Here is a 12,160-nt window from a genome sequence, read left to right as displayed (position 1 = left end):
ACGGCTTTCACGATGCGTTTTCCGGTTTTGAGGATTGAGAAGGGGCTGTTCAGGCCTGATAATCGAAAGTGTGAAGGGCGCCCCTTATCCACCAGTACGATGCATGACCGAATTGAAAATGCAGTGATAACTTATAAACAATACTAGGAGGGTTACACGTCATTATGAAAGTAAAAAGAGGCAAGTTCACAATTCGTTATACCGCATCTGCAATTGCGATGATGATGCTGGTTGTTATACTGTCTGCCTGCAGCGGCTCAGCCGGCAATGGAACCAATAAGGGGACTTCCCAGCCATCACCGGCGAATTCGAATAATCCGGGGCCGGCCGGTGAAGCGTCGTATCCATTGCAAACTACAGATACACTGACCTACTGGGCCGAATACAATTCCTCGATGTCTTCAATCGGCGAAGTTCCATTTTTCCAAGAGTGGCAGAAACGGACAGGCGTACCGCTCCGCTTCATTAGTCCTCCATCCGGTCAAGCTACGGATTCGCTCAACATTATGCTTGCATCGGGCGACCTGCCTGATTTGATCGAGTATGACTGGTTCAATTTCCCTGGCGGACCAGAAAAGGCTATAGCAGATGGCTACATTTTGAGACTCAACGATTATATTGATCAATTTGCTCCAAACTTGAAGAAATACTTGGCGGAGCATCCGGAAGTCGACAAGATGATTAAGACCGATAACGGCAGCTACTATACGTTCCCGTTTCTGCGCGGAGACCCGATGCTGCAAGTGTACCAAGGACCGATTATCCGTCAGGATTGGCTGACCGAGCTGGGTCTGGATGTACCGGAGACGATTGCAGAATGGCATGACATGCTTAAGGCATTTAAGGAGAAAAAAGGTGCAGAAGCTCCCCTTTCCTACATGTTCTCACCTGAATTTCTGAACAATGGCGCGTTCATTGGCGCTTTTGGCGCAAGCCGCACTTGGTTCCAGCAAGATGGCGTCGTCAAATATGGGCCAATGGAGCCTGGCTACAAAGAGTTTCTGTCCACGTTCCGTCAATGGCGTACGGAAGGACTGCTTGATAAAAACATCGCCAATGTCGACGGCAAAGCGCTTGACGCCAACATTACCAATAATCTAACAGGCGCAAGTGTTCTGAACTCCGGCAACGGTATCGGCAAATGGACGCCGCTGCTGCAGGAGAAGAACCCGAATGCCAAGCTTGTTGGCGCTCCGTATCCGGTGCTCAATAAGGGAGATGTGGCGATGCTGGGTCAGAAGGACCCGATCTACACGACAGGAACGAATGTCGCGATCACTAGCAAAGCCAAAAATGTTGAGCTAGCCGTGCGCATGCTGGACTGGGGTTACAGCGAAGAAGGACATATGTACTTCAACTTTGGACAGGAGGGCGTAAGCTATACGCTGGACAGCAGCAATCAGCCAATCTATACCGATCTGCTGCTGAAAAACTCCGAAGGCTTATCCCCTTCGCAAGCTATGACCTTGTACATCCGTGCCAACTACGGTGGTCCTTTTGTACAAGATAAGCGCTATATTACGCAGTACCTGGCACTCCCGGAGCAAAAGAATGCCCTTGAGCAATGGACGAAGACGAATGTCAGTGACCATAAGCTGCCGCAAATTACGCCGACACCGGAAGAAGCTTCGGAGCTGGCGCAAATTATGAACGATGTGAATACGCTTGTCGATGAGATGACGCTAAAAATCATTTTGGGCAACGAGCCCGTGGATGCCTACGACAGCTATATGGACAAGTTGAAATCCCTTGGCATCGAGCGTGTGATTGAAATTCAGCAAGCGGCTTTGGATCGTTACAATAGCCGTTAATCGATGAGATAGATAGACAACAAGCGAATGAGGCGACAGCGCGTTGCTGCGCCTCATTTTGCTGCACGAGGAGTGAGACGAATGAACAAACCGGCCTTTGGACGGTTTCTGATCAAGGATCTGGTCGGAAATCGATACTTGTATTTGATGATGCTGCCTGTTCTTGCTTATTATTTGATCTTTCACTATGCACCGATGTACGGGGTGCTGATTGCCTTCAAGGATTATTCGCCGATGAAGGGGATATTAGGAAGTCCTTGGGTTGATTTCAAGCACTTTGAGACTTTTTTCAACAGCTACTACTTCTTGAGGGTACTCAAAAATACGCTGCTAATCAGCGTGTACTCGCTGCTTTTTGAGTTTCCCGCACCGATAATTTTGGCTTTGCTTATTAACGAAGTGAGAAGCCGGTCCTATAAAAGAGTCGTCCAGTCCATTACGTACATGCCCTACTTTATTTCCATGATCGTTATTGCCGGACTGATTCGGGATTTCACAGATAGCGGCGGCGTACTCAACTCGATTTATATGTATTTTGGCGGGGACGGCACCTCCATGCTGCAAAATGAAGGTTTATTCCGCCCCATCTATATCCTGTCGGAAATTTGGCAAAAGGCAGGCTGGGAATCGATTATTTATTTGGCCGCACTTGCGGGAATCGATCAGGGACAATACGAGGCAGCCCGTATTGACGGCGCCGGACGCTTGAAACAAATATGGTACATTACACTCCCGGGTCTGCTGCCGACTATTGTTATTCTATTTATTTTACGAATGGGCAATTTGCTCAATGTCGGCTTTGAAAAAATCATTCTCTTATACAACCCGGTTATCTATGAAACGGCAGATGTTATCTCCTCTTTTGTATACCGGAAAGGGCTGCTGGAGTTTAACTGGAGCTACAGTACGGCCGTAGGTCTGTTCAACTCAGTCATTAACTTGACTCTGCTCATCTTGGCTAACTGGATCAGCAAAAGAGTCACGAACAGCAGTCTCTGGTAAAAGAACTGCGAAGCATTGCAGATTGAGGAGGTATTATACGAATGAAAACCACGTTATCCGAAAAAACCTTTGTATCCGTCCTATATGTTTTTCTATTTATTCTGGTCATCATTACGTTGTATCCGCTGTTGCATGTGCTGCTGGCCTCCTTCAGCGAGCCTAGCGCCATAATCGCCCATAAGGGATTGCTATGGAAGCCGCTTGGCTTCAGTATGGAGGCTTACCGGCTCGTATTTAGCGATCCTAGCATTTATATCGGGTACCGGAATACGTTGTTTATCGTTATCGTCGGGGTGGCGCTAAATCTGTTATTAACAGCGCTTGGTGCTTATGTGCTGTCCCGCAAGCAGGTGTATTGGAACAATATGTTCATGTTTATCATTACGTTTACGATGTTTTTCAGCGGCGGATTGGTTCCTCTTTACTTGGTTGTCAAGGGGGTCGGACTGACTAATACGCTTTGGTCGACCATATTTCCATTTGCCGTATCGACCTTTAACCTGATTATTATGCGAACTTCGTTTGCAGCTGTTCCGGAGGATCTGGAGGAATCGGCGAAAATGGACGGGGCGAACCATTTTATTATTCTGTTCCGTATTATCGTGCCGTTGTGCTTGCCGGTTATTGCGGTTATGGGGCTCTACTATGCGGTCGAGAAGTGGAACGGCTGGTTCTATGCATCCATCTTCATCCAAAATCACGATCTGTTCCCGCTGCAAATTTTCTTGCGCAAGGTGCTGATTCTAAGCTCGACAGATTCAATGACTGGCGGATCGGCTGCAGGCGAACAATTCCAAATTGGAGCAACGATCAAATATGCAACGATTATGGTTGCTACACTGCCGATTCTATTTGTCTATCCGTTTATTCAAAGGTTCTTTGTTAAGGGCGTCATGATCGGCGCGATTAAAGGATAAGAATACAGCTGATTACTTTACAAAATCATCCAATCTGATTATCCTGTTGGTGTACTTACTGGTTCTGAGTAATAACCGGGCGGGAGTGATCGTTATCCAACTGACGGCTATTGTGGCAGCAGTTATTCTATTGGCAGTCGCTATTTTTCAAGTGCTTCTATCTTTGGGCGCCCCTCTTGCGGAATACAGCTGGGGTGGCAGGCATACTGGCGTTTTGCCAGTGCGGCTGCGGGTGATGAGTCTGGTATCTGTTTTTATTTTGCTGCTGATGGGAGCCGTTTGTTTGGTCCATGCCGGGGTTGGATTCAGCGTCATCGCCGATTGGCCGACGCGAACAATTCTCTGGATCTTTGCCGTTTTTCTGGCGCTGAATACGCTGGGCAATATGGCATCACAAAGCGTGAAGGAGAAGCTTGTCATGACTCCCTTATCGGCTGCTGCCTGTTTGTTATGTTTGCTGCTGGCATGGTTCGGATAAAGAGAACAAAGTAGGCTGCATGGGGGATAGAAGACTGCCCCTTGCAGCTTTTTTTTATTCTTGACGTCCCTAATCAATAATGATAATCTTTATCAATGGATGTCAAGTACATCTGAATTATAAAGATTTTCATCTATTGGGGGAGTATGGCTTTGAAGAGATATTTGCTCACTATAAGTTTGCTTTTGCTGGCACTAACGCTTGCCGCTTGCGGAAATACAGGGAAAGATTCAAGTTCCGGGAGTAACGCGCCGAAGGAAACAGAGGCTCCGCAAACCGAAACGGCAGCACCTGCAACACGCGTATACAAACATTTCTACGGGGAGACGAGCATCCCGGTGAAGCCGGAGAAAGTCGTTACGCTGCAGTATGCGAGCCAGATGATTTCCGTTGGCCTGAAGCCAATCGGCGCAGCCAGCCATTTGCTGGAGACAACCGATCCTGCGTTCCAAGGCATTGAAGACATTGGGCCGCCTGATGATATTAATTTCGAGAAAATTTTGTCGCTTCAGCCAGAGTTGATTATTGCTGGTGATGTCGAGCAGGATGTCTACGACAAATTGTCCAAGATCGCGCCAACCGTAGTCATTCCATGGATGGATTACGATGTGTTCGGCCACGTTCAAGTGATTGGAGATATTTTGAACCGCCAGGATGAAGCTGCTGCCTGGAAGACTGCATTTGATGAAAAGCTCGCAGCGGCCAAGGCTAAAATCGCGGATAAAGTAGCAGATGGGCAGACAGTCGCTATCTATCGTGTTGATCCGAAAGAGTTTTACGTATACGGGGTACGCAATATCGGCTTCACGCTTTACAAAGCGCTAGGCTTGCAACCGCCGGCTATTGTGCAGAAGGAAATCGACAAGGACCCGAACCTGTGGGGAATACCGATTTCACTGGAAATGCTGCCGGACTATGATGCCGATTACGTGTTTGTTACTTTGCTGGACGGGGAAGAGACAAGCAAGCGGTTTGAAACGATTCAGGCGGGTTCCCTGTGGAAAAACCTTAAGGCTGTTAAAAACAATCATGTGTACAAAATCAGCATGGATACGTGGCTTGGCTACACGCCGCATGATATTGAAGTGCAGCTGAATGATGCGGTTAATCTGCTGACGCAATAATCGCAAAGGAATCCACGTCAAAGAACGCAACGACCGGCATAGCCGGAAACGTTGCGTTCTTTGCTTATTCAAGGTTATTGCACGGTCTTCTGCTTGAAGATTTCATACAAGCCAAGCGTGGCGGCGCCCATTGCCGCACCGTACATTTTCCAATGAAACGGCAGCACTGGCGTATCACCGTACGGAGAGCTTTCAGCCTGGTGAATAGCGGTAACGAGACGGTCGAAAAACAGCTTATTGTCTGTAATCCACCCGCCGAGTATCATTTTCTGCGGATTGACGAGCAACAGCGCTTTGCCGCAATAATCACTAATTTCGTGAATCATAAGCTCGGCTAGATCGTGATAGGGCTGAACGCCATCGAAGGCCAGGGCGACAAAGGTCCGAATAACCTCTTCGGGCGTTTGCCCCTCGAACGGCTCAGGATTTTCCCGTCTTAACCGCTCTGCCAGCACCGGCGTGCAATAGGGAGAGAAGAAAGGCGTTCGGCCCGCCGATCCTCCGGAACCGTGATAGATTTGACCATTAATGACGATTCCTGCACCGGTTCCGTAATCAATCATCAGAAAGATGATCGAATGATCACCTTTAGCTGCACCGCTGAACCGCTCCGCGAAGCCAGCTGCATCGAGGTCATTCGTTAACAGAATCGGGATCGACAGCTCGTCTTCAAGCATTTTCAACAACGGGAAGCGGTCCAGCTTTAAGTAATTGGACGTCATGACGACGCTTTGCGTATCGTCAAGTCTGCCCGGAAGCGAAATGCCGATACGCTTGATGAGCTCGTATGGAATTTGCTGATTTCGGATAAAAGTGCGGATCGTATTGGCGAGCTCTGCGCGGATTTGCTCCTCGCCGATGACCGGCTTGAAGGTCTGGTTGGCAATGAGCTCGCCATTCAGGTTGAGAAGCACACAGCGAGCCGGTGAGCTGGACAGATCAACACCGATTACATAGCCGCCGTCGGCGCGAATGTTGAGGAGCGTCATCTTGCGTCCCACGCCGCTTCCGGACGTACCGGTCTCATGCACTAGCTTTTCGCGAATCATATCCTCGATCAGAACCGAGACGGTGGTGGGGCTAAGTTTGGTTTTCCGCGCCAATTCGACCCGGGATATCGGCCCGTGCTCGAATATGGCATGAAGCAGCGTCGAAATGTTGATTTCCCGAAGCATTTGCTGGTTTCCTATTTTTATCATATCAATTCTCCATATTCTATTTAGATGGCGTGCTAGAACGGCCTGAACAAGCCAGTCTGGAATCGGTCCGCGGCCATAAAGCCGGTAGGCGGACAGAGACGGTGGTAGGAGTGCCTATGGAGGATAGGGCCATTCAATATCATATATTTTCTGCGGCAGGGGGATAGGTAGTGTAAAGAGATATCAAAGCGATTATATTGAATGCTCGGGGCCACTGTCAACTTTTGATAGAACTGGAGACCTTGTAATTGTCGAAAAAGAGACATAATTAAATTTTCAGAAAATTAACATTAGTCATTGACAAGCGATATTAACCGAAAATATAATGAATTCAAATAAGAGTAAGCGGTTTAAATTTTTTTGATTAATTAATTCGTCCGGTGGAACAATTAATTAAAAGGGGGTGCATTTCAACGCAAAAGCGTCCGTTTTCATATCAGCCATCAAACTGAGAGGAAGGGAATGGCCATGACGCCAAGGTTGAATCAGGCAGCTTTTCGCAAGCTAAGAAAATACAAAGTTTTGTACTTCATGCTCCTCCCGGGTGTCGCGTATTTGCTCATTAACAACTACATCCCAATGTTCGGCATCGTCATCGCGTTTAAGGAAATCGATTTTTCGAAGGGGGTCTTCGGCGGGGACTGGGTGGGCTTTCGCAATTTCGAGTATTTGTTCAAGACGTCAGAGGCTTACATCATTACGCGAAATACGATTTTGTACAATACCGTATTCATTGCGCTTAATCTCGTCATTTCCGTCGGGCTCGCCATTCTCTTGAATGAGCTGAAGAACAAGCTGCTGAGGCGTTTTTATCAAAGCGCGATTCTGCTGCCCTATCTGATCTCAACCGTCATTGTCGGTTATCTCGTATTCTCGCTGCTCAGCATGGAGACCGGCTTCGTCAACAATACGATTATGCCGCTCTTCGGCAAGGAAGCGGTCATGTGGTATACGGAGCCGAAGTATTGGCCGGTCATCCTGACGATTGTGAACATCTGGCATAGCGTCGGCTACCTGTGTATCATTTATTTCGCCGCCGTTGTCGGGATTGATCATGAATATTACGAGGCCGCCAAGATTGACGGCGCCGGCAAGCTTAAGCAAGTGCTGCACATTACGCTGCCCGCCCTGACACCGGTTATCGTCATTATGACGCTGCTGCAGATCGGAAGAATTTTTCACGCCGATTTCGGCTTGTTCTACCAAGTGCCGCTCGACTCCGGCCCGCTGCTTCCGACAACGAATGTTCTGGACACCTACGTATACCGCGCGCTGCTGAAAAACGGAGATATCGGGATGGCATCGGCAGCCGGCTTCTATCAATCGATTGTCGGCTTCGTGCTCATCATCTTCACCAATTACGTGGTCAAAAAAATAAACCCGGACAATTCATTGTTCTAAGGAGGCGTAACCTTTGCGATCCAACAAAGTGGAGCAAAGCATTATCAATGTCATCTTTGCATTGATCTCCGGCTTCTGCCTGATCCCGTTTTTGCTGCTGGTGTCGGCCTCGTTTACGGACGAAATGGTCATTATCCGGGAGGGCTACTCCTTTTTGCCAAGTCAGTACAGTCTGGAAAGCTACAAGTTTATATTTGAAAAATCAAGCGATATCTTCAATGCCTATGGCATTTCATTCCTCGTGACGACCGTCGGCACGATCGCAAGCCTTGCGATTATGACACTGCTGGCCTATCCGCTTTCCAAAAGAGATTTGCCGTTTCGCGGTTTCTTCTCCTTTCTCGTATTCTTCACGATGCTCTTTAATGGAGGGCTCGTACCGACCTATCTCATTTACGCCAACGTATTCAACATCGACAACACCTTGCTCGCTTTAATCGTTCCCGGCCTGCTGGTCAGCGCTTTTTACGTCATCTTGCTAAGAACCTTCTTCACTGTGTCCATACCGGGCGCCGTACTGGAATCTGCGCATATCGACGGGGCAGGAGAATTCAGAATTTTCTTTCAAATGATTTTGCCGCTGTCACTACCTGTTATTGCGACGGTCGGATTGTTTCAGGTCATTAATTATTGGAATGACTGGTTTAATGGATTGATCTACGTCTCAGACAGCAAGTTGTACAGCATTCAGGTGCTGCTCAATACGATTTTACTCAATGTCCAATATTTGCTCGAAAATGTTGAGTATTCGACGCGCGTGGAGGGTGCGGCGATTCCGACGCAAGGGGTGCGTATTGCCATTGCGGTCATCGGGGTGCTGCCGATTCTGATTGCTTACCCGTTCTTCCAGCGGTTTTTCGTCAAAGGCTTAACGGTTGGGGCAATTAAAGGCTAGTTACAGAAATTGATGGCAGCTTGGAGAGGAGGTGGTGGGGCGGGCGGCCCGGGGGAAAGGAAGCAGGCATCAACCGAAAGATCGTTCCAACAACAGACCAGGGAGGGTAAGCATATGAAAATCAGCATTGGCGGCTATTCCTTTAACAACACGATGAATGAAGGAAAGATGGATACGTTCGGCTATTTGGAATCCTCGAAATACAGGTACGGGCTCGACACGGTAGACCTATGGAATGGAACGTTCGACAAGGCGCGTCAGGATATCTTTACACTGCCCGACGAGTCCTATATCCGGAAAGTTCGCGAAGCGATCGACGAAAAGGGCATGAAGGTTATTAACATCGCAGTCGATGGTGCTCATCTCTGGGACGCGGACCCCGAGAAGCGGAAAATGCTTTTCGGCAACGCCGAGGCTTATATGAAAATTGCCTCTACGCTTGGAGCCGCAACGGTCCGCATTGATACGGGAGACAAAAGCTCCGATCCGTCAACGGAAGAGCAGCTTGACTATAACATAAAGCAGTTCCGGGTACTTAGCCAGCTTGCTGCTGATCTTGGCATGATCGTTGGACCGGAGAATCATATGGGGTCCTCGAAGGACCCGAACTATTTGAAGCAATTGGCTGAGGGAGTCAACCATCCGAGCTTTGGCATTCTGCTGCATATGGGGCGCTGGGCAGTGGACGAGGAGATTGGCGATGCGCTTGTAGCGCCGTGGGTCTATCATACGCATTTCGATGGCAAAACGGTTGCATCCGATAAAGCGGAGTCACTTGTCCGGACGCTACTGGACGCTGGATACGACGGCTATTGGGGCATCGAATACAACTCGCCAGCGAATCAGTATATGGAAATGGAATGGGCGATTGCTTCCGTGAAACGGATTTTGGCCAGTGTACGCGAACCCCAGCCGCAAGCCTAACTAACCAAAGGAGATGAGTGGAATGAGTAGAAAAGTACGCATCGGAATCGTTGGAGCCGGCTTGATCGGCAAAGCGCATTTGAGGAATTATGCCAATATTGCAGATGCTGAAATCGTAGCGATTTGCGACGTGAATGTGCAGGAAGCGCAAAGGGTGGCGGAGCAGTTCGGTATTCCGAACGTCTACTCCGACTTCAAGGAGATGCTGCAGCGGGACGATATTGAAGCGGTGGATGTCTGTCTGCACAACAACCTGCATTCGCCGGTAACGATTGCTGCTTTCAAAGCCGGCAAAGATGTCTATTGCGAGAAGCCGATTGCCGGCTCTTACAGCGACGGCGTTCAGATGCTGGACGCAGCCAAGGCCTATGGCAAGAAGCTCCATATTCAGCTCGGCACGCTATACCGCAAGGAAACGAAAGCGGCGAAGGCTCTAATTGACGGGGGCATGCTCGGCAAGCTGTATCACGCTCGGGCAACCGGTCACCGCCGGAGAGGCCGTCCCTTCATCGACGGATACGGTACGCCGGCTTTTCTCAATAAGGATATCGCCGCAGGCGGAGCGCTTATCGATATGGGCGTCTATCATATTGCCCAAATGCTGTACTTGCTCGATACGCCTAAGGTGGAACGAATATCCGGGAAAGGCTACCGCGAGATGGATATGGATGCGACAAGGGCCGGTCAGGCGGTATTCGACGTGGAGGAGCTTGGTCTTGGCTTCGTGAAGTTCGAGGGCGGTGCCACGCTGGACATCTATGAAGCCTGGAGCATTCATCTTGGCAGCATTGAGGGCTGCAGCATCGTCGGCAACAAAGGCGGCGTGAAGCTGCCAGCTTACTCCGACCAAGCGGTGCTCGCTCCGTTCAGTTTCCATACGACGCTTTGCGATATCGATATTAACGGCATGGTCAATCTCGATGAAATGGACGGACGCTGGAATCATTTGAAGCCGGATTATGACGCCTATCAATCGTCGCAGCATCATTGGGTGGCGGCGCTGCAAGGCCGGGTGGAACTGCTGCCGACGGCGCATATCGCTTTGCAGACGATGCTGGTCAGTGAAGGCATCTACTTGTCAGATCGTCTGGGCAGAGAAGTAAGCGGCGACGAGATCATAGAGCATTCTTTGACGACAGCGATTACGCTCTAATATCCGTGCAAGGAAGGGGTGAGGATTCATCCGATGACGGAACAATCGATTGAAGGCAACAATAAGTCACTTGCGGTTCTGAAACGATTTAATTTCTTTTTATACGGTACGATTGCGATTCTGACCTCCTTTTTCCCGCTCTACTTTCAAGAGATCGGCTTAAGCAAAATCGAGATCGGCATGATCATGGCCGGCGGACCTTTCATATCGATCTTTGCGAATCCATTCTGGGGCTATTGGAGCGACCGGACGCAGAACGTCAAGCGCATTCTGATCCTGCTGCTGATCGGCAACTTGATTGCAACGGTGATCGTATTTCAGACCCGGTCGTATGTGTTGATTTTTGCACTGATGCTTATTTTCTTCTTCTTCAACAGTCCGACCTTCTCTCAGAGCAACAGCCTCATTCTGAACGCCATCGAGAATACGAAGCATAAATTCGGCGCTTTCCGTCTGTGGGGCTCGCTCGGCTGGGCAATTATTGCGGTGCTGGCGGGGCCGGTGCTGAGCTGGATGGGCTTGCTTAATCTATGGGTGCTGTACGGTGCGATGATGGTCGTGACCCTGCTGTTTACGATTGGCTTGCCGCGAGGCAGAGTAACGACCAAACCGAAGGGGGAGCGGCAAAGCTACTGGAAGGTCATGATTTCGAGCAAAGTGTTTTTCGTCTTTGTCATTCTGGGCGTCTTGATCTCGGTGCCTAACTCCATCAACCAGACCTTCGTGTCGCTGTATATATCCAATCTTGGCGGCTCGAATGAGTTGATTGGATGGTCTGTGTTTCTATCGGCTGTGTTTGAAATCCCTGTTTTTCTGCTGTTTGACCGCTTCCTGAAAAAATCGACGAAGATGATGCTGGGCTGTCTGGTCTTAATCAGTATTTTGTTCGTTATCCGATGGCTGCTGATGTCGGTAGTAGGAGGTCCAATTCATATTATTTTCATTCAAATTCTTCACTGTATTACGTTTGGCGGCTATTACTATGTCGGAACGAGTCTTTCTGCACATCTTATTCCGGGCGAATACCGGGCTACGGGCCAAGCGATCTATGCGTTGACCTGGGGCGGCATTTCCGGCATCGTGGCGGGACTATTCGGCGGCTGGATGTTCGACAATCTGGGGCCGCAGATGATGTATCAAATATGCGCGGCTATTTCGGTAGCCGGTGTTATTGGTTTCTTGTTCATGTGGCTGAGAATGAGGAAACAGCCTCAGTTGACATGACGAGGATGGGAGAAGGCGGATAGCGATACTTC

At 49.2% G+C, this 12,160-nt stretch carries 11 protein-coding genes; 10 read left to right on the top strand and 1 reads right to left on the bottom strand.

Annotated features, from left to right (window positions below; genetic code table 11):
- The first annotated feature begins 164 nt into the window (after positions 1 to 164).
- From IEX98_RS09535 to IEX98_RS09515, 5 genes are all read left to right on the top strand, one after another.
- Positions 165 to 1,811 (top strand): extracellular solute-binding protein, encoded by a 1,647-nt coding sequence (locus tag IEX98_RS09535; RefSeq protein ID WP_188888728.1) that lies wholly within the window; start codon positions 165 to 167, stop codon positions 1,809 to 1,811.
- 81 nt (positions 1,812 to 1,892) lie between these two features.
- Complete coding sequence (locus IEX98_RS09530; protein ID WP_188888727.1) at positions 1,893 to 2,813, top strand: ABC transporter permease; 921 nt, start codon at positions 1,893 to 1,895, stop codon at positions 2,811 to 2,813.
- A 41-nt stretch (positions 2,814 to 2,854) separates the two neighbouring features.
- Complete coding sequence (locus IEX98_RS09525) at positions 2,855 to 3,730, top strand: carbohydrate ABC transporter permease (protein WP_188888726.1); 876 nt, start codon at positions 2,855 to 2,857, stop codon at positions 3,728 to 3,730.
- An 85-nt stretch (positions 3,731 to 3,815) separates the two neighbouring features.
- A complete protein-coding gene (locus tag IEX98_RS09520; RefSeq protein WP_229692069.1) occupies positions 3,816 to 4,208 on the top strand; it encodes a hypothetical protein in 393 nt (130 codons plus the stop codon).
- Positions 4,209 to 4,360: 152 nt separating this feature from the next.
- The gene (locus IEX98_RS09515; protein ID WP_229692067.1) at positions 4,361 to 5,332 is read left to right on the top strand and encodes an ABC transporter substrate-binding protein; all 972 of its coding nucleotides are present in this window, start codon (positions 4,361 to 4,363) and stop codon (positions 5,330 to 5,332) included.
- A 74-nt stretch (positions 5,333 to 5,406) separates the two neighbouring features.
- On the opposite strand, the gene IEX98_RS09510 is transcribed toward IEX98_RS09515, so the two are convergent.
- A complete protein-coding gene (locus IEX98_RS09510) occupies positions 5,407 to 6,531 on the bottom strand; it encodes an ROK family transcriptional regulator (RefSeq protein ID WP_188888724.1) in 1,125 nt (374 codons plus the stop codon).
- A 468-nt stretch (positions 6,532 to 6,999) separates the two neighbouring features.
- On the opposite strand from IEX98_RS09510, the gene IEX98_RS09505 reads away from it, so the two are divergent.
- The 5 genes from IEX98_RS09505 (at position 7,000) to IEX98_RS09485 (ending at position 12,128) form a co-directional block, all read left to right on the top strand.
- Positions 7,000 to 7,932, top strand: a complete 933-nt coding sequence (locus IEX98_RS09505) for an ABC transporter permease (RefSeq protein WP_188888723.1) — start codon at positions 7,000 to 7,002, stop codon at positions 7,930 to 7,932.
- 13 nt (positions 7,933 to 7,945) lie between these two features.
- The gene (locus IEX98_RS09500; protein WP_188888722.1) at positions 7,946 to 8,827 is read left to right on the top strand and encodes a carbohydrate ABC transporter permease; all 882 of its coding nucleotides are present in this window, start codon (positions 7,946 to 7,948) and stop codon (positions 8,825 to 8,827) included.
- 114 nt (positions 8,828 to 8,941) lie between these two features.
- Positions 8,942 to 9,751, top strand: coding sequence for a sugar phosphate isomerase/epimerase family protein (locus IEX98_RS09495; protein ID WP_188888721.1), 810 nt, complete (start codon positions 8,942 to 8,944; stop codon positions 9,749 to 9,751).
- Between the two features lie 22 nt (positions 9,752 to 9,773).
- Entirely contained in the window at positions 9,774 to 10,904 is a 1,131-nt protein-coding gene (locus tag IEX98_RS09490) for a Gfo/Idh/MocA family protein (protein ID WP_188888720.1), read from the top strand.
- 33 nt (positions 10,905 to 10,937) lie between these two features.
- Positions 10,938 to 12,128, top strand: coding sequence for an MFS transporter (locus tag IEX98_RS09485; protein WP_188888719.1), 1,191 nt, complete (start codon positions 10,938 to 10,940; stop codon positions 12,126 to 12,128).
- The last annotated feature ends 32 nt before the right edge of the window (positions 12,129 to 12,160 follow it).

The sequence above is a fragment of the Paenibacillus radicis (ex Gao et al. 2016) genome, assembly GCF_014641555.1.
GTDB classification, from domain to species: Bacteria; Bacillota; Bacilli; order Paenibacillales; family Paenibacillaceae; genus Pristimantibacillus; species Pristimantibacillus radicis.
Note: the sequence above shows the minus strand (reverse complement) of the source record. Positions and strands in the feature narration are given on the sequence as shown.

Excerpts from the sequence above, each read along its gene's own strand:
- IEX98_RS09535 (WP_188888728.1), top strand. The coding sequence starts at position 165 with ATGAAAGTAAAAAGAGGCAAGTTCACAATTCGTTATACCGCATCTGCA.
- IEX98_RS09530 (WP_188888727.1), top strand. The coding sequence starts at position 1,893 with ATGAACAAACCGGCCTTTGGACGGTTTCTGATCAAGGATCTGGTCGGA.
- IEX98_RS09525 (WP_188888726.1), top strand. The coding sequence starts at position 2,855 with ATGAAAACCACGTTATCCGAAAAAACCTTTGTATCCGTCCTATATGTT.
- IEX98_RS09510 (WP_188888724.1), bottom strand. The coding sequence starts at position 6,531 with ATGATAAAAATAGGAAACCAGCAAATGCTTCGGGAAATCAACATTTCG.
- IEX98_RS09505 (WP_188888723.1), top strand. The coding sequence starts at position 7,000 with ATGACGCCAAGGTTGAATCAGGCAGCTTTTCGCAAGCTAAGAAAATAC.
- IEX98_RS09495 (WP_188888721.1), top strand. The coding sequence starts at position 8,942 with ATGAAAATCAGCATTGGCGGCTATTCCTTTAACAACACGATGAATGAA.
- IEX98_RS09490 (WP_188888720.1), top strand. The coding sequence starts at position 9,774 with ATGAGTAGAAAAGTACGCATCGGAATCGTTGGAGCCGGCTTGATCGGC.
- IEX98_RS09485 (WP_188888719.1), top strand. The coding sequence starts at position 10,938 with ATGACGGAACAATCGATTGAAGGCAACAATAAGTCACTTGCGGTTCTG.